The sequence below is a fragment of the Flavobacteriales bacterium genome, assembly GCA_016700415.1.
Taxonomy (GTDB): domain Bacteria; phylum Bacteroidota; class Bacteroidia; order Flavobacteriales_F; family PHOS-HE28; genus PHOS-HE28.
Genome location: CP065018.1, coordinates 784,438 through 801,710, shown reverse-complemented (window position 1 = coordinate 801,710; position 17,273 = coordinate 784,438). Strand labels below are relative to the sequence as shown.

The 17,273-nt window shown below is 59.0% G+C and carries 18 protein-coding genes and 1 pseudogene; 7 read left to right on the top strand and 12 right to left on the bottom strand.

What is annotated here, in order from left to right:
- Window positions 1-50: 50 nt before the first annotated feature.
- Entirely contained in the window at window positions 51-1,691 is a 1,641-nt protein-coding gene (locus tag IPP95_03265; protein QQS73265.1) for an aryl-sulfate sulfotransferase, read from the top strand.
- 12 nt (window positions 1,692-1,703) lie between these two features.
- Here IPP95_03265 and IPP95_03260 read toward each other — a convergent pair whose 3' ends face one another.
- Together IPP95_03260 and IPP95_03255 are read right to left on the bottom strand one after the other, a co-directional pair.
- Complete coding sequence (locus IPP95_03260) at window positions 1,704-2,948, bottom strand: T9SS type A sorting domain-containing protein (GenBank protein ID QQS73264.1); 1,245 nt, start codon at window positions 2,946-2,948, stop codon at window positions 1,704-1,706.
- A gap of 92 nt (window positions 2,949-3,040) precedes the next feature.
- Entirely contained in the window at window positions 3,041-3,478 is a 438-nt protein-coding gene (locus IPP95_03255; GenBank protein QQS73263.1) for a DinB family protein, read from the bottom strand.
- 92 nt (window positions 3,479-3,570) lie between these two features.
- Between IPP95_03255 and IPP95_03250 the strand changes: the two genes are divergently transcribed.
- Together IPP95_03250 and IPP95_03245 are read left to right on the top strand one after the other, a co-directional pair.
- Window positions 3,571-3,954 (top strand): hypothetical protein, encoded by a 384-nt coding sequence (locus tag IPP95_03250; protein QQS73262.1) that lies wholly within the window; start codon window positions 3,571-3,573, stop codon window positions 3,952-3,954.
- Window positions 3,955-4,040: 86 nt separating this feature from the next.
- A pseudogene (locus IPP95_03245) lies at window positions 4,041-5,263 on the top strand (MFS transporter).
- 49 nt (window positions 5,264-5,312) lie between these two features.
- On the opposite strand, the gene IPP95_03240 reads toward IPP95_03245, so the two are convergent.
- From IPP95_03240 to IPP95_03230, 3 genes are all read right to left on the bottom strand, one after another.
- The gene (locus tag IPP95_03240; protein QQS73261.1) at window positions 5,313-6,038 is read right to left on the bottom strand and encodes a hypothetical protein; all 726 of its coding nucleotides are present in this window, start codon (window positions 6,036-6,038) and stop codon (window positions 5,313-5,315) included.
- Window positions 6,039-6,109: 71 nt separating this feature from the next.
- Window positions 6,110-6,316 (bottom strand): hypothetical protein, encoded by a 207-nt coding sequence (locus IPP95_03235; GenBank protein ID QQS73260.1) that lies wholly within the window; start codon window positions 6,314-6,316, stop codon window positions 6,110-6,112.
- Complete coding sequence (locus IPP95_03230) at window positions 6,313-6,759, bottom strand: hypothetical protein (GenBank protein QQS73259.1); 447 nt, start codon at window positions 6,757-6,759, stop codon at window positions 6,313-6,315. The genes IPP95_03235 and IPP95_03230 overlap by 4 nt, the downstream gene beginning before the upstream one ends.
- Before the next feature lie 218 nt (window positions 6,760-6,977).
- Between IPP95_03230 and IPP95_03225 the strand changes: the two genes are divergently transcribed.
- On the top strand, window positions 6,978-8,588 hold the full coding sequence (locus IPP95_03225) for a hypothetical protein (GenBank protein QQS73258.1): 1,611 nt from the start codon (window positions 6,978-6,980) through the stop codon (window positions 8,586-8,588).
- Between the two features lie 98 nt (window positions 8,589-8,686).
- Here the strand turns inward: IPP95_03225 and IPP95_03220 are convergent, their stop codons facing one another.
- A complete protein-coding gene (locus IPP95_03220; protein QQS73257.1) occupies window positions 8,687-10,135 on the bottom strand; it encodes an aminoacyl-histidine dipeptidase in 1,449 nt (482 codons plus the stop codon).
- 263 nt (window positions 10,136-10,398) lie between these two features.
- Between IPP95_03220 and IPP95_03215 the strand changes: the two genes are divergently transcribed.
- The 3 genes from IPP95_03215 to IPP95_03205 all read left to right on the top strand — a co-directional run bounded on the left by IPP95_03215 (window position 10,399) and on the right by IPP95_03205 (window position 13,395).
- Window positions 10,399-10,686 carry a hypothetical protein gene (locus tag IPP95_03215; protein ID QQS73256.1) on the top strand — a complete coding sequence of 96 codons (288 nt, stop codon included), beginning with the start codon at window positions 10,399-10,401 and terminating at the stop codon, window positions 10,684-10,686.
- A 239-nt stretch (window positions 10,687-10,925) separates the two neighbouring features.
- Window positions 10,926-12,464 carry a T9SS type A sorting domain-containing protein gene (locus IPP95_03210; protein QQS73255.1) on the top strand — a complete coding sequence of 513 codons (1,539 nt, stop codon included), beginning with the start codon at window positions 10,926-10,928 and terminating at the stop codon, window positions 12,462-12,464.
- A 76-nt stretch (window positions 12,465-12,540) separates the two neighbouring features.
- Entirely contained in the window at window positions 12,541-13,395 is an 855-nt protein-coding gene (locus IPP95_03205) for a ChaN family lipoprotein (GenBank protein QQS74180.1), read from the top strand.
- Window positions 13,396-13,407: 12 nt separating this feature from the next.
- Here IPP95_03205 and IPP95_03200 read toward each other — a convergent pair whose 3' ends face one another.
- The 6 genes from IPP95_03200 to IPP95_03175 form a co-directional block, all read right to left on the bottom strand.
- Window positions 13,408-13,899 (bottom strand): hypothetical protein, encoded by a 492-nt coding sequence (locus IPP95_03200; protein QQS73254.1) that lies wholly within the window; start codon window positions 13,897-13,899, stop codon window positions 13,408-13,410.
- 109 nt (window positions 13,900-14,008) lie between these two features.
- Window positions 14,009-14,464: a DinB family protein gene (locus IPP95_03195; protein QQS73253.1), complete on the bottom strand. Its 456-nt coding sequence runs from the start codon at window positions 14,462-14,464 to the stop codon at window positions 14,009-14,011.
- A 12-nt stretch (window positions 14,465-14,476) separates the two neighbouring features.
- Window positions 14,477-15,184: a sulfite exporter TauE/SafE family protein gene (locus IPP95_03190; GenBank protein ID QQS73252.1), complete on the bottom strand. Its 708-nt coding sequence runs from the start codon at window positions 15,182-15,184 to the stop codon at window positions 14,477-14,479.
- A complete protein-coding gene (locus tag IPP95_03185) occupies window positions 15,184-15,615 on the bottom strand; it encodes a hypothetical protein (protein ID QQS73251.1) in 432 nt (143 codons plus the stop codon). The genes IPP95_03190 and IPP95_03185 overlap by 1 nt, the downstream gene beginning before the upstream one ends.
- On the bottom strand, window positions 15,612-16,301 hold the full coding sequence (locus IPP95_03180) for a formylmethanofuran dehydrogenase subunit E family protein (GenBank protein QQS73250.1): 690 nt from the start codon (window positions 16,299-16,301) through the stop codon (window positions 15,612-15,614). Before IPP95_03180 ends, IPP95_03185 begins: the two co-directional genes overlap by 4 nt.
- On the bottom strand, window positions 16,298-17,272 hold the full coding sequence (locus IPP95_03175) for a permease (protein ID QQS73249.1): 975 nt from the start codon (window positions 17,270-17,272) through the stop codon (window positions 16,298-16,300). The genes IPP95_03180 and IPP95_03175 overlap by 4 nt, the downstream gene beginning before the upstream one ends.
- Window position 17,273 lies beyond the last annotated feature (1 nt).

Below are 17,273 nucleotides of genomic sequence, written 5' to 3'. Positions count from 1 at the left end.
TCGGAGCCTGTTCTACATTGGCCTTTCCTTTTACAAATTCTTTACCGCGCATGCGCCATTTCCTCTTCCTCTTCCTCCTCCTTCTTTCAACGAAGTCGCAAGCCCAGCGCACCATCGGCCTTACGCAGCACGACGCTGACCTTCCGGGGTATGTCCTGTTCTCCCCGATGCCGAACAACACCACCTACCTCATCGATGGATGCGGGAGGGAAGTGCATCAATGGGTCAGCACGCACACACCCGGTCTAAGTGCCCAACTGCAACCGGACGGTACCTTACTGCGGACAGGAAGCACGAACAATCCCGATTTTCATGGCGGCGGGAATGGTGGCATAATTGAGCGCTACGGTTGGACCGGGGACCTGATCTGGAGCTTTCCGATCTCCTCCGACAGCCTGTGCCAGCATCATGATTTCATTGTTCTGCCGAACGGGAACATCCTCACCGTCGCTTGGGAGGTGCACACGGCACTGGATGCCTTTGCACTCGGCTTGGACACCGCTTACACGACCAACAAGATCTGGAGCGAACGGCTCATTGAACTGCATCCCACAGGATCTGACCAAGCGGACGTGGTCTGGGTTTGGCGCGCATGGGACCATCTGGTCCAGCGCTTCGATCCCGATCTGCCCAACTTCGGGGCACCTTCCGATCGCCCCCGGCGGATCGATATCAACTACAGGGACGGTGGGCCGTTCTTGACGGACTGGCTCCATATCAATTCCGTCTCCTACAATGCCGATCGCGATGAGGTGATGGTGAGCGTCCACAATTTCAATGAGGTCTGGGTGATCGACCACAGCACCACCACGGCGGAGGCTGCGGGCAGTACGGGCGGCGCCAGCGGCCATGGAGGCGACCTGCTATACCGATGGGGCAACCCGATGGCCTATGGGACCGGGTCGGTGGCCGACCGCAAATTTCATCACCAGCACCATGCTACCTGGCTGCCGCCGGGCCATCCCGACGCGGGAAAGATGATGGTGTTCAACAATCTGAACGCAGGTGCCGAGGGCAACTACTCCAGCGTTGTGATCTTCGATCCGCCGCTGGACACAGCGGGCCATTATGTGCTGGAGAACGGTGTTGCATACGGACCCGGCTCCGCATTCTGGACATGGACGGCACCTGTCCCCACGGACTTTTATGGCCAGGGGCTCGGTGGTGCATTTCCGGTGGGCGATGGATTCCTGTTCACCGTCGGCCCGTCCGGTCAGTTCATTGGGATCGATGGCAATGGCGTACAGGTCTGGAGATATGTGGACCCTGTGACGATCTCCGGGCCCGACCAACAGGGGAGCAGCAATATGACCAACTCTGTTTTTCGCTGTGAGCACTACGCGGAGGATTTCCCCGGGTTCGCCGGCCACGACCTGACACCGGGCGATGAGATCGAGCTGGACCCGCTGCCCTCCCTGTGCTTGACCTCCGGGGTAAATGAGGCCCCAAGTGAGCCGCTGTCCGTCCATCCCAATCCCGCGAAGGACCGGTTGGTCATCACTTCATCTGTTCTACCATCCAGCATACAGCTCATGGATGCGAGCGGAAGAAATGTCGCCCTTCGGTTTACGGTCCAAGGTCCAAATGTTGTGTGCGACCTATCCGGCATCGCACCTGGTGTCTATACGTTGGTGCTCGTAGGAAAGGACACCGGGACCAGGTACAGTTCACGTTTGGTCCTTGAACCCTGAGAGCGGCCCCGCCTATCGGCCCGCGACCACGAACCAGGCCGTGCGTTGTCCTTGGCTACTGATAAGCCTCGCGCAATAGAGGCCGGGCTGCGCATTGGACACGTCGATCTCCGCATTGCCGGTGATGGTGGCCGGCACGCCAGACAGGGGCCGACCAAGAGCGTCATAGACGTGCAATTCCGTAAGGCCCGGAATATCATCTTCGATGGTGGCCGTGTAGGCGGCCGGGTTCGGATGGATGGAAAACGTACCGCTTTGTGGCATGGAAACACTTGTTGCGATACCGCAATCACTGAGGAACCAAGAGCACGCGGTGCTGTCCGTGCTGAAAAAGTCCAACATCTTTCCGGCCACCTTGGCCCTGCCGATGGTGGAAGGATGAGTACCGTCATTCGCAAAGTCGTCCGGACAGATCCACGTGAGACCATCGCTCCGCGGGGTGGTGCCGTCCGCCCAGAGATAAGGTCCCCAGGAGATCCAAGGCGCGTTCGCACCGGCCCCGGAATACTGCAAGAGCGGGTCACCGTTCACCTGGTCGGCGATCAGTTGCTTCATCGTCCATCCGCTGCGGTAGGCATAGGGTTCCGGGTTCTGGCCCGTTGTCGCATAACCCGCATAGATCCGGCTGGCCACATAACAGAGATGGGCATTTGGAAATCGGGTGTGGAATTCGTGCATGATGCGCTTGCATTGCACCAGCATCGTATCCGCATACTCCTGCACCGGCGTGTTGCCCGCTATGTTGGCGTCCTTGAACCAGATCGCCTGCACCTGCTCCGCCGTTACCCCGGCGCTGGACAACCTATCGGCCACCGTGTTCCAATAGGGAGCATAAGATTGATCGTCCGTAGTAGACAGGATCGTACAGGTCTGCCCACCGAGAGCACCGTCGACCAATACCAAGTGCGGGTCCAGGTCCGGGAGCGCCGTGGCCAAGGGAATGAACGCCTGCGTTTCCATGGTCGCATTGCTGAAACCGATGCTCAGCCATGCCACTTTACCGTTCACGGGATCAGGCATGCCCGAAGCATCCAATGGCTGTACCTGCGCCGCGAAAGCCAACCCGGCGGCCTGATGCGCCGGCGGACGGAAATTGGACCCGTTCGCATAGAGCCCGCCGGTCATGCCCAAATAGGTTCCCGTGCCGAGGTCGTTTATCGGGATGTGACCAGTGGAAGTCTGGCTGCAATCTGGCTGGGCGCTGATGCCCGATGCCATGCCCGCTAGAACGAAGAGCAGCAAGGATGAACGCAGCATGACGCGGAGGTTTATCCATCAAAGTTAGCGCGTTGCAGAAACGAAGGTACATGAAGGCCCAGGCAGCTGATCCGCCATGGTCGGAGGCCTCGCTAAAGCATTCTGCGCAGGTAGTTCACCTGTCCCAAGTGGTAGTTGAGATGCCCTTCGAGGTGGAGCATGAAGTAGGCGATGGTCATGTCATCACCGAGGACTTTCAGCGGAAAGGTCTTGTCCAAGTGCTCGTCGGACATGGTTGAAAATGCCTTGGCCAAGGCATCCCGCGTGCTGTCGATCCCGGCCAGAAGCATGGAACGGGGGATGTTTCTTGCCGCAAACTCATGTTCCCGGTCACGCACATAGCCCGAGCCGCCGAGCACTCCGCCGATAAAGTGCTCCAAGTTGCCACAGAGGTGAAGGCAGAGATTACCCGCACTGTTGGTGACCGAACCGGAAACCTCCCAGAGGTCGGCCTCTTTGTTGAATACCTCGATCTCTGTTCTCAGACGCTGCAGGTCGCGGTCGAAAAGGGTGGAGAGATGTTCGATCATCAGGGTGCAAATAACACAAGGGATCCCATCTTTTCCAGCACGGCGCTCCGATCAAATTTCCGGATTGGAGCATCATGGATAACTTTCCGCCCATGCGCCGCATAAGTCTGTTGCTCCTGACCGGGGCTTTCCTGGCCTCCTCCTGCAAAAAGGAGGACCCGATGCTGAAGGCAACGCTCCATGCCAAATGCAGGGAGTGCGTGGTGAGCTATGCCTCCGGCGTGTCCCAATCCAAGAAGGACACCCTGCTCGGCGTGGTGGACCAAGGCAGCGGCGATACCATCGCGGAGGAGCGCCAATGGACGCTGCAGCTGAAGGACGGGGACAATATTTTCCTTCGGGCCTGCCACCTGGATTCGGCCATGAACGCCGGAGCATTGCAAGTGTGGATCGATGGTGATGTGCGACCGGATCAAGCACAGACGGACGGTACGCAAGGATGCGCGGAGATCAACCATACGGCGCATGCACAGTGACCTCCACCGGAGCCGCAGGTGGTAGTTACCCGGCCATGGGCTGTATGTCTGAACGCCTCCGCGCGTAGGTTTACCGCGTGCAAGCCTTGGCCCGCGCATTCCGGTTCTACATCGGCTCTTTCAGCGGTTTCCGCAGAGAGGTTTGGATCCTCGCGGCCGTCACCTTCGTGAACCGGGCGGGTACCATGGTGGTGCCCTTTCTTTCGTTGTACCTCACACATAGCATGGGCTTTTCCCTGCCCCAGGTGGGTTGGGTGATGAGCAGTTTCGGGCTTGGCTCGGTGGTGGGCTCTTGGTTAGGCGGTAAGCTGAGTGACAGGTTCGGCTTCTATGAGGTGATGGTCGGCGCCCTGCTCACCTCCGGCATGGCCTTCATCGGGTTGCAGTTCGTGCGGGGCTTCTGGCCGTTCTGTGCGAGCGTCTTCGTGCTGATGCTCCTGTCGGACGGCTTTCGTCCCGCCTTGTTCGTGGCCATCCGGGGCTATTCCAAGCCGGAGAACCGCACCCGGGCGGTCACGCTCTTGCGCTTAGCGATCAACCTCGGCTTCAGTTTGGGCCCGGCCATCGGGGGCCTGATCATCACGCACGTGAGCTATGAAGGGTTGTTCTGGGTGGACGGGATCAGCTGTTTCGCGGCAGCCGGCCTCATGCTCGTGGCCCTTGTGCCCAAGCGCTCCACGGCGGAAGAGAAGGCCCAGGCGGCGTTGGCAAAAGGCTCACCCTATCGGGACCGGCCCTATCTCTTCCTCTTGTTCAGCAGCATCCTTATCACCATCCCGTTCCTCCAATACTTCAGCACCGTCCCCGTGTTCTACAGCGAGGTACACCGGTTGAGCGAGTTCTCCATCGGCCTGTTGCTCGGCGCGAACGGGCTGTTGATCTTCCTCTTGGAAATGCCCTTGATCAAATACTGCGAGATCAAGGGCTTCAGCCGGTTTTCCGTCCTGCGTTTCAGCGTGCTGCTCTTCGCGCTCAGCTTCGTGGTGCTCAACCTCTTCCCGGTCCACGCCTTCCTCTGGGCGGGCATTGTGCTGATGACGATGGGGAGATGCTCAACTTCCCCTTCATGAACCGCTTGGCCTTGGACCGCTCGGACCGTGGCCAACCGGGGGCCTACATGGCGCTCTTCACCATTTCGTGGAGCGTGGCGCACATCTTCGGGCATACGCTGGGGTTGAACCTCATTGCCCACTTCGGATTCACGATAACATGGTGGTGCTTCACTTGTATGCTTGCGATCGGTGCGGGCATGCTTTACCTGGTGGAACGGAACATGGCGCGGGAGCACGCCGGAACGCAAAAAGCTTGATGGGGCCAAAGAACCCATGCAACGCGCTCCGACAGAGGAACTGCTGAGGCTAAGGCGTCCGGTCCCGCTTCACCACCCGCACGCGGGCCAGCACATCCGTGTAATGCGGTTCTGCGATCCTCGCATCGCGCATCGGCATCAGAGCGCTCCAGACCGAGTCCTTCCCGCTCGGCGTGGCCGCTATTGGCAGGTCGTACAGCGCCAGCCATGTGCTCTCGTCGATGTTGAATGACAGGATGCGGGAAGCGGAAGTGCTGTTGAGACCGGCATGCCCGGTCACGATCAGTTTGCCGTTCTCCGTGCGGTTAAGCGCCGTGTCGATGCTCGCGAAAGAGTTATCCCTCGGCCCGGCGTATAGGCTCATCCGCATCGGGTCCAATTCATCCGGAATTGCGGGAACGCGTTCCATGGGGATGTACACCTCCACCTGCAAGACCAAGGGTGATCCACCTTCCTCCGGCGTGATCGGTGCTTGCAGCATGAAAAAGCCCGCAATGGCGAAGATGACGATCATCGCTATTCCCACCGATGCCCCGGAAGCTTTCCAGAACTGCGCCCATTCCGTTGCGTGCATCAGGTAGGTACCCAACAGCCCGAGCAACAGACCCGCGACGAACGCCACGGGAGCCAGGAAGAAAAAGATGGCCATGCTCCGGCCCCCGTCCTGGTCGTTGACGCCGTTAGCCTGTGCCACATACGTGGCTACTGGGATGGCAACGATCGCCGTGACCACGGCGGTGAGCAGCGCGACAACAATAGCGATCTTCCAAGCCATGGCGGGGATATTATTCCGCCAAACTACTTCACCACGGAGTGTTGTGATCCCACCGGTTGCAGTCCTTCTGTTTATTGCGTTGGGGGTGCTCCTGCGTCCACCGTCCAGATCTCACTTCTACCCGCCGCGACCAGCACGATACCGACTAACGCGGCGATCCCGCCCACGATGAAGTAAGGGGAGAAGGCACTGTCCTTTTTACCGATATCGAACTCGGACTTGCCCAGATCAATGGAGGTCCGGCCTTTGTCCTTTCCGTTCAGGCCATGGATGATCACTCCACCCGCTTCAGGTTGAAATCGAAACGCATTTCGCCATCCTGCCCTGGTCCGGAGATAGAAGCATTGAGCGCGTCGCCGTTCACCGTGTAGCTGATGCGTTGCGGAAAATCATGCTCCGTGTTCTCGAAGGTCCATGTGCTGTCATTGGCAGTGATGCGCACGAAGGCGATCACCGGCCCTTCACCTGCTGCCACCAAGTAGAGCCATTGTCCCGCGAATTCCATGATACGTGTGGTCTCCTTCATCGCCACCGTATCGCCTCCATAAGAGGTTGCGCTTCCATCGCACACGCCATTGGCACAGGTCCATTGCTCCACGTAGCGGTTGCCGTTCACAGTGCCTTCCCACGTGCCATGCAAGGGGAGAAGCGGATCGTTGACCTGTGCCATGAGCGTCCCCACGGTCAGAAGTGTTGCTGAAAGGAAGATTTTTCTGATCATGGTTCTTAGGGCTTTCGCTCACAGCCGTTCCAACGTCTCCAACAGGAACCCCCAGTACTTCTGCACTGAGCTGATCTGCACGCGCTCATCCGGCGAGTGCGGGCCCCGGATGGTTGGTCCGAAGGAGATCATCTCCATCTTCGGTCGGATGGTGCCGTGGCCCGTATTCGAGTTCAACGCGACCTATCCAACTAAACATCTTCAACCAATTCGATTCCATGATTCGGCGTTATCCCTACTTTGGTTGGATCAACACGATGGTCATGCTAAAAATAGTCCGCTCCCTGCGAATGATGCCTTTTTTCCTTATCGGCCCGATGGCAATTGCCCAGCCAGGTGCATTGGACACGGCATTTCACGGCAACGGTATTAGCATCCAAAACTATGGATCCGGCGAAAGTGCGGTACGGTGCATGACGCTTCAACCGGATGGAAAGATAGTCGCGGTCAGCTCGGCATTCGATGTGGATAATTGGCGTTCCTATGTGCTGCGCTTTACTCCCGCTGGCAACCTTGACACCGGTTTCGGTGAGCAAGGCATCGTTACCTCTACGCTGGATACGATCACTTTTACAGGGGTAGCCCTTCAATCCGATGGTCGTATCGTGGTGGCAGGCACCCAAGGACAAAATATGCAGATGGGGGCCGCACAGATCCTGATGCGCTTCATGCCCGATGGCGCGGTGGACAGCACCTTCGGGATGAACGGTGTAGTGATCAGGAACCTGTTCCCAAAACCATGCAGTACGACCTGCCTTGTGATCCAACCTGATGGCAAGATCATTACGGGTGGGCGGGCACGTTTTGGAAGCTACTATTATCATGAGGGCCTGATCACGAGGTACAATACCGATGGAGGGTTGGACAGCACATTTGGCAGCAATGGATGCGTGGAGGTATATCCGGGCGGATCGGGTGGTGTCGTTGACGCCATTACGCTACAACCCGATGGCAAGATCGTGGCGGCCGGGTCCCATTTTGGTACTTGGGGAAGATTCCTTGTGCTAAGGCTCTTGGGAAATGGTGCCTTGGATCCTTCCTTCGGCACTGGTGGAATCAGGGAAGAAGGCCAAACAGACCAGGATGCTTTCGCCAATTCCGTAATAGTGATGGGGGATGGGGATATATTGGTAGGAGGGCAATTTGGATTTCCACTTAGCCGGTTCGCCCTGGTCCGCTTTGACCCTAACGGTTCACTCGATCAGACATGGGGCGGCAGCGGCAAGGTAACCACGGCCTTCAGTGGCTATTCCTCGTGGATCAGGCGCCTTGGGGAGGACCCGGATGGAAAGATCATCGCCGTGGGGAATCTTCTTGATTACCAACCGACGGATGTGGGAGTTGCGATATCGCGCTATCTCCCGACAGGGGTGTTGGATACCCAGTTCGGCACATATGGTAAGGTCGCCATGTCCATCAACCAACAGGAACGCACTGCGGTGTACTCGATGAATATCCAGGATGATGGGAAAGTCCTTGTTTGCGGGATGGCGGGCACCTCAGCCACCGGCCCCCGGGAGGCCCTGGTGATGAGGTTCATGCGCGGATCCTATACCGGCATTCCGGATATTGAACAAGACTTGAGCGAAGCATCGTGGTATCGGAATGCGGATGGATCGCTATCGGTCTCCTATTCATTGGATAGGCCTGGCAGCGTGCAATTGGATCTGTACGACACACAAGGGCGATCGATCTTCACGGTCGAAGATCCGCAGCATGCAGCCGGCCATAGACACGTTGTGCTGGACAAAGTCCCGAAAAGCATAGGCCTTTATGTGCTCACGTTGACGACCAGATCCGGCGAACGACACACTCTTCTATTGGAGTGATAAGGCGATTCCTTCGTCTTTTGTTCTTCTCGCTCGGGAGAAAATATTATTATCCAAAGCCCAAAAGCTGTAGATCACCCGTTGCTTGATCCGCTCCTTCAGATCCGCTCCAACGTCTCCAACAGGAAACCCCAGTACTTCTGCACCGAGCTGATCTGCACCCGCTCATCGGGCGAGTGCGGGCCACGGATGGTTGGGCCGAAGGAGATCATCTCCATCTTCGGATAGTTGGTGCCGAGGATGCCACATTCCAGGCCGGCGTGGCAAGCAAGCACATGCGGCTCGCTCTTGAAACGTTCCCGGTAGATGTCGGCCATCAGCTTCACGATCTTGGCATCGGGGCGGGGCGTCCAGCCGGGGTAGGCACCGGTGAATTCCACCTTGGCATCGATCAGTTCGAAGACGGCCTTGATGCTGTTGGCCTCGTCCATCTTCTCGCTGTCCACCGAGCCGCGGGTAAGGCACATCACGGTCCAGTTGCCGTCCTTCAGTTCGATGCGGGCCACGTTGTTGCTGGTCTGCACCAGGTCCTCCACATCGGGGCTCAAGCGGTAGATGCCGCCCGGGCAGGCCTGCACCGCGCGCAGAAAACGGCCTTGGTCGGCGGTGGCCATCACCTTGCCGTTCAGGTCCGCCGGTGCCATCCCGATCTTCAGTTCCGGATCGGTGGTGCCATACTCCGACTTCAATGTGTCGCGGAGTTTCTCGAAATCCTTGGTGAAGGCATCCACCTTGTCCGTAGGCACGCCGATGCTGGCGACACTTTCGCGCGGGATCGCGTTCCGAAGGCTGCCGCCCTCGATGGTGGAGACGCGGATGCCGTGCCCCTCGTTCTCGAGCAGGATCCGGTTCATCAGCTTGTTCGCGTTGCCCCGTCCGATGTGGATCTCCGTGCCGGAATGCCCGCCGGTCAAGCCTTCTATTTTTAGGCGATAGCCTTTAATGCCTTTCGGAGCGGCTTCACCGGCGTAGGTGCCCGTAGCGGTCACGTCCACGCCACCGGCACAACCGATGGTGAGCTCATTGTCCTCCTCGGTGTCCAAATTCAGCAGGATGTGCGCGTCCAGCAATCCGCCCTTCAGCTCGAAAGCGCCGGTCATGCCGGTCTCCTCATCGATGGTGAAGAGCGCCTCCAAGGGCGGGTGGGGAATGTCCTTCGACTCCAAGAGGGCCATGATACTGGCCACGCCGATACCGTTGTCCGCGCCCAGGGTGGTGCCATCGGCCTTCACCCAATCGCCTTCCACCTTCATCTTGATGCCGTCGGTGTCGAAGTTGAACTGCGTGTCGTTGTTCTTCTGATGCACCATGTCCAGGTGGCTCTGCAAGGCCACCGGCGTTTCCTTCTCCTTGCCTTTGGTGCCGGGCTTTTTGATGATCACGTTGCCGGCCTGGTCCACCTGCGTGGGCAGCCCGAGCTTCTCCCCGAATTCCTTGATGAATTGGATAACACGTTCCTCCTTCTTGCTCGGTCGCGGCACCGCGTTCAGGTCGGCAAAGTGGTTCCAGAGGGCTTTGGGTTCGAGGGCGCGGATGGCTTCGTTCATGGGGGACGGATGGTTTTGACTTATACGGATCTGGATCCTGGATCGGTGAAGTTAGGATCCCGTGGATCTTGGCCTCGCGACCGGTTTTATCAGTGACCAAAGAAATTGAAGACAGCTGGCCGCGCACCACTTCTTCACGATCGTTAAGTGCACGGCATCAGCCGCCCACAATAACGGGTAGGGCCGCGCATGGGATCATGCAAGAAAACATCCAATAAGGATCGACGTTAACTTAGCATCACGGACCATGTCCACATCCTACTATGAAGACCATCCCGCTCACCCGCCCCGGAGTATTTGTTCCGATCCTGATGTCCATGATCGCCATTGCCATGGTGGCGGGCCATGCGCTGATCTATGGCACCACCTCCGAGGCGGATGAAGGCACTGCCGCGCACATCTTCCAGTTGCTGATCATATTGCAAATCCCCATCATCGTACTTTTTGCGGTGAAATGGCTCCCGAAAGAGCCACGGGCAGCGGCCTGGTCACTGCTGGTGCAGATCGCGTTGATCGCGATCGCTTGCGCAGTGGTGTACGGGTTGACCTGAGCACTTGATGCTGGATCCAGGACATGGTCTTCGGCCCGCCTAAGCCGCGTGGATCCAGAATTCGGCCGGACCGGGGGGCCGTACGGACTGCCCGGCCCATGCCGTCCTTTGACAATGGCCCGGATATCCCGGCTTTTTCATACCGGACGGGTGTCAGGCAGCGAATTACGGATCACGCACGTCCCATCACCATGAAGCATCATTTTCGCACGCTTGTTATTCTCGCTTTCTTTCCGGTCTTGGCGCAAGGCCAGACGTTGGACTGGTTCACCCCACTGGACATGGACGTTCCGAACAATGCGGTCTTCACGAGCCTTTCGTTGGCGGTTGACGACCAAGGACAAGCGGCGGTGTTCGGCCCGGCGGGCGACATCACCTTTTGGAGCAGTCAGATATTGGGAGATCTGTCCTGGCAGGTTTTTGATGCGGATGGCCAGCCGCTTGTGAGCGTGGTCTTCCCCGCGGTCGCCGGGGCTGCGGACATGGTCGCAGATGACGGGTCCTTCTATGTCATCGGTCCATACTTGGACAGTTTGCGCTTCCCCGGTCATGCCCTGCTCAGCACGGTGGGACAGGTTGAGTCCATCGGGCATTTCGTATGCCGCATGGAACTGGACGGCACGGTGACCTGGGTGAAGGACGCGGCCGAGTTGGGGCTGAGCAGTGTGCAGGCCTTGGCGGTGGGTGCCGACGGCGTCTTGTACATCGCCGCATGGGATTTCCAGAACTCGGTGGTGGCCCAAGTGGATGCGGACGGGAATCCACTGGGAACTTGGCCATTGGACGGTGTCGGCCTGCTCTCTGATATTGCTGTGAACGCATCCGGATCGGTGGCCATCGCGGGTTCCTGTCTGGACCAGAGCGCGGACCTCAACGGCATGACGATCAGCAATCCCTTTCCGGACTACACCCTTCTTCTGGCCACCTTCACGGCCGAGGGCACGTTGGAAAACCACCTGATCGTGCATGACATCACCTGCCCGAGGCCCAGCGTGGAACTGGACAATGCCGGCAACGCCTACTTCAGCGCGGATGCCAGCATTCCTGCGGAAGTTGGATCTTTCACCGTCACGGATCCCGCTTGGGTCTATGGCGAGTTCCTGGTGCAAATGGACACCGCCGGAACGGTCACCTGGCTGAATGAGCCGGTCCCCGGCAATACCTTGGGGGATGCGTCACGTGCCTACGGGCGGGAGCTGGTGCTGCACCCGGACGGTGGCGTATGGCAAGGTGGCTTTTCACGCGGAAACCTCAGCTGGGGCAATGAGGTGTACACCAATGCCGCCATCCCGGGGCAGGAATTGTATTTCCGTCGTGTGGACGCGGCCGGACGAACTCAGCAAATGGTGACCGGTGATGAGAGTAACCACGCACAGGCCGTGCAGAGCATAGCCACGTTCGGGAACGATGCGGTCTATATGCTGGGCTTCGCGTACGACACCTTGCACCTAGGCGGCATCGAATTCCCGGCGCAGGGCTACCATCTCTTTCTCACGCGCTGGCAGGATGTGGGCACGGGAGTAGTGGATGCATCAGCGACCGGGCAACTCTCCGTTTATCCCAACCCGGCCAAGGATCACATCACCTTGGACCTCTCCGCATTCAGTGGCGCAGTGGACATTGTACTGCTGGACGCCTTGGGCCGGACCGTGCGTAGTCAACAGGATGCCACTACCGGGCTGCGCGGCGTGGATGTATCCGCCGTGCCTCAAGGTGCCTACATGATCCGCGTCCAGGCCGGTAACCAGATGCTGAACTGTCGCTTTGTAAAGGAGTGAACGCACGCATCGACCAACGACTGTAGGTGGGATCACGTTACTTCGTTCCATGAGCAAGCCCTTCCATTCCGGTCCGATGGGCCGGGTCCCGAGCCTCATTGCAGCCTTCCTGCTGGTGGGCGCAGCAAGTGCGCAGGTGCTTCCGGCCTACGCCCTCTTCAATGCGAACGGCAAAAAGATCTCACACAAAAAATTCCTGCGCACGGTGTCCGATGCCGACGTGGTGCTCTTCGGCGAACAGCACAACAACCCGATCGCGCATTGGCTGGAGCTGGTGGTTGCACAGGAGCTTGCTGCGCGCGGCCCGCTGGTGATGGGCGCCGAGATGATCGAGGCCGACGACCAGACCGTGCTGGACCGCTACCTGCGCGGGGAGATCGACCAGGCCGCCTTCGATACGCTCGCATGCCTGTGGCCGAACCACGCCACGGACTACGCCGCATTGGTGGACCTGGCCAAGGAGAAGAACTTGCCGTTCATCGCCACCAATGTGCCGCGGCGATATGCCCGTGCGGTGAGCAGGGGTGGCTTCGAGGCCCTGGACACCGTGCCGCCAGCGGAACGCGCTTGGATGGCGTCTTTGCCGATACCCTTCGATCCCAACTTGCCCGGATATATGAAGATGCTGACGATGCTGGGCGACCACGGCACCCCGGACGTGGTGAAGGCCCAGGCCCTGAAGGATGCCACCATGGCGTACTTCATCGCGCAAAACGCGAAGAAGGGATCACGTTTCCTGAACTTCAACGGATCCTTTCATTCGGACTTCCATGAAGGCATCGCTTGGTACTTGAAGCAGGCGCACCCGGAATGGAAGGTGATGACCATCGCCACGGTGATCCCGGAGCAATTGGACCGCCTTGATGCCGAATTCCGTGGCCAAGCGGACATCATCCTGTGTGTGGACGAGGATATTCCCGGATCGGATTGAAGGGGGGCGTTCCTACGCGTAGCGATAAGGCTCCCCGTTGATCGCCAGTTGCTTTACGTTCTCTGCCACCCGCCCCATGTAAGTCTTCCAGAACGTATGCGCGAAGAGCCAGTTCAAAGGCTGAAGCAGCGCGACGTCCGAATGCAGCGTGTAGCTGTAGTCCACCTGGATGCTGTCCGGTCCTAGCTCCGTGGTCCTCCACGTACCTACGAACTTGGAGAAGCCCAGCATCCACGTCTGGAACTGGTTCACCTCGATCGTCCAGTAGACGTTCTCCACGCGTTCAAGCACGTTGTCCACGGATGCGAAGCCGCCCTTTTGGGTAGGAGAGGGGGCCACGAAAACCTTCTTGCTGGAACCCGGTGTTCCCCAGTATCCGTCGTCCGTGCAATGCGTCACCCGGGGCATGATGCCATAGCCGGTGTGGACTTTGGAGACATCACAAAGCATCGGGGTCTTGAACGCCCGTTCCAACGAACAGGGGAAGATCGTGCGAACGGACACGGTGGTTGTCATATGCGTTCGAGTGGGACCTCTGATTCAAGAGCGCCGAAGGTAGGTTCACATACCTGTAGGCTTCTTGTGATCACTGCGACGAGTTGAGAAAGTAGCCCTACGCCCCGTACTTCACCACCATCGTCAGCTGCCCTGCGTGGTAGGCCGTGTGCGTTGTGATGCGCCCCAGCGCTTCCGCCTTGGTCTTCTTCCCGAACTCCTTCGTTTCGATCTCCACGTCCCAGTCGGCATCGGTCTGTGCAACGATCGCGCGTTCCAGCACTTCGGCGCTTTCCCGCGCGTAGGCGGTCAATGCGGCTAAGTCGGTCCATTCACCGGTGTCATGCCCCTTGGCCACGGTGCTGGCATGCACCTGCACATCTTTCAAGCCGAACACGTTCTTCGCAAAGAGCAGTTCCACGTCGCCGATGTGGCGCAGCAGGAAACCGGCGCTGTTGGGTCCGGGCGCGAGCTTCTTCGGCAGGTCGGCTTCGGTGAGCTTGGGCAGCTGGTTGGTGAGGCGGGTGCGGCCTTCTTTCCAGAGGGCGAGGAGGGAGGTGGTGCGTGGATCCATTCGTGTTGTTGTTTACCAGAGACCAGCGAAGATCCCGATGTAATAAAGTCCGGTGATCAAGAAGGCCAAACCCGCCAAAACACGCATCACCTTCTCGACTCGGGTCACCATGTTGAAGACGCGACTGAGCTGGTTGGCGCTATAGGCCATCACGCCGGCGAAGAGCAGCACGGGCAGGCCGGTGCCAATGGCGAAGATCACCGGCAAGTGCAAGCCACCGTTGGGAGCGAGCGTCATGGGGATCAACGAGCCGAAGAAGAGCGCCCCGCTGTATGGGCAGAAGGCCAGGGCGAAGAGCATCCCCAGCACCAACGCACCGAGATGTCCCTTGTTCTTGAAGCGCTCCGTGAGCTTGTTGAGGAAACCACCGCCGGTGCCGCTGCCGATCTTGATCACGTTGAGCAGCACCAGGCCGAGCAGCACGAGGATGGGACCGAGGAAGAGCTCGCCCTTGCTTTGGAAGAAACGCGCCACGTGGAACTTGCTGGCGCCCCAATAAAGTACAGCACCAAGCACCGTGTAGCTGAATGCACGACCCAGCGTGTACAGGAGACCGCTCACGAGTGCTGCTCGCGGATACTTCAGCTCGCGTGCGATGTAGGCCGTGGCGCTGATGTTGGTGGCCAACGGACATGGGCTCACTGCGGTAAGCAGTCCCAAAGCGAAGGCCGCCAAGGCGGGCGTCTCCCGCGCCGTGGCGATGTCGCGCAACCAGTCCATCAGCGCTTTGAGCGCAGTTTCTGTGTCAGCTCAGCCTTGAACGCGACCGCATCGTTGGCTTTCATGAAGGCCCATTCGGTGAGGTCGACCTTCTCGTCGGTGCCGTTCTTATGTACATCCAGGAAGAGAGCTGTGCCATACGCGCCAAACTCCTCGGCCATCTTCGCGTTCGCCTTTTCTTCCACGTTCACCAAGCGGAAGGTGATCGTGCCATCCCTCATCTGTGTGGCGAATCCGGTGTTCAGGACCTCCCGGGCCATTGCCTCGATGTTGATGCATGTTTCGCAGCGGTGCTCGCTGTGGAATTCGATCACATCGATCCGTGTGGCAACAGCGGAGGACGTTGAGGTCGTGGGTTGCTGCGCATTGCTCGAACATGCTGTGAAGAGCAAGCCGAGTGTGAGCGCTGAAAGGTGGAGCAGGTGTTTCATGGTCTTTGGGTTGATGATGCGCAGCGGGGCGCGTTCTTGTTGAGGATGTCGGTCTTGGTGAAGGTGGGTCCGCTGGCTGCGGGCCATGTGAATGCAGGGATCTCGGAGATGATGAAGGCTTCCTTCGGATCCATTGCGAGCAAGTCCTTTCCGAAATGCTCCTCGATGGCTTGCAACGAATCCAATCCGCACGGCGAGAGCAGTTGTTGCACGGCGAGGCGACCGAGACTGTCCACGCGCTCCGGCTTCACTCCGGGACGCAACGCCACGGAAACGGTCTTTCCATCGCTGATGCGTTGCACGATGTAGAGCGCCGGAATGGTGTCGCTCACCTGGAAGGTGCCGAACTGGGCACGGGCGCCGGTGAGCATCACGGCCACATCGGTGAGGCAGGGCGAGGAGCGACTGATGATGCGCAGGTCGGTGCGATCGATAGGAGCCGAGGGGTACAGCGTGTGCAGCGCTTCGCCCAAACCCACCGCGCCCACCACGAGCCCATCGCACCAATGCCCATGGAAGGTCACCAGATCATCGAAGCTTACGGCCTGCTCGTTGCCGAGACGTCCTTTGCTGAAGTCCGTGTCGACCACGCGCCACTCCATAGCAGCATTCGCTACGGGCGCATCCGCAACAGGTTCTGTGGAACACGCAGAAAACAGCAATGCTATGACGAGTGCGCGGATCACAGGATCAAGTTGAAGAGGTAGCCGGAAACGATGATGAGGAAGGTGATCGTGCCGAAGAAGATGGCGATGAGTTTCCACGACATCACCTTCTTGAGCAAGGTGCCTTCGGGGAGTGAAAGGCCCACCACGGCCATCATGAACGCGATGGCGGTGCCGAGCGGAACGCCTTTCTGCACCATCACCTGAATGATGGGCAACACCCCGGCCGCATTGGAATACATCGGCACGCCCAGGATCACCGCGATCGGGACCGCGAACGGATTCCCCTTGCTGATGTATTGCTCGAAGAAACCCGTGGGGATGAACCCGTGCATGGCCGCTCCGATCCCGATACCGATGAGCACATACAGCACCACGCTCTTCACGATGCCGAAGGCTTCCCGCGTGATCTCCGGCAGGCGTTGCGAGAAGGTGCGCCGTCCTTCGCTGAAGGCCTCTTCCTCCTGCGCTTGGTGCATCACGCCTTGTGTCCAGTCGCTCAGCAGCGGTTCCAGCTTCAAGCGGCCGAGGACGTAGCCGCCGAGCGTGCCGAGCAAGATGCCGCTGGCCACGTAGATCAAGGTGGTCTTCAGCCCGAACATGCCGATGAACATGGCGATGGCCACTTCGTTCACCAACGGAGAGGTGATGAGGAAGGCGAAGGTGACGCCCAGCGGGATGCCGCCTTTTACGAAGCCGATGAACAGGGGTACGGAGCTGCACGAGCAGAACGGTGTGATCGCTCCAAAGGTGGAAGCCATCAGGTATTCCGCCCCATAGAGCTTGTTGCGCGAGAGGAAGGCGCGGATGCGGTCGATCGGGAAGTAGCTGTTCACGATGCCCATCAGGAAGGTGATCAGGAACAGCAGCAGCAGGATCTTGATCGAATCGTAGAAGAAGAAGTGCAGCGCATGTCCCCAGCGGCTCTCCGACGAAAGCCCGATGGTGTCGTACACCAGCAGCGCAATAAGTTGGTCGAGCCAGTCGAACATG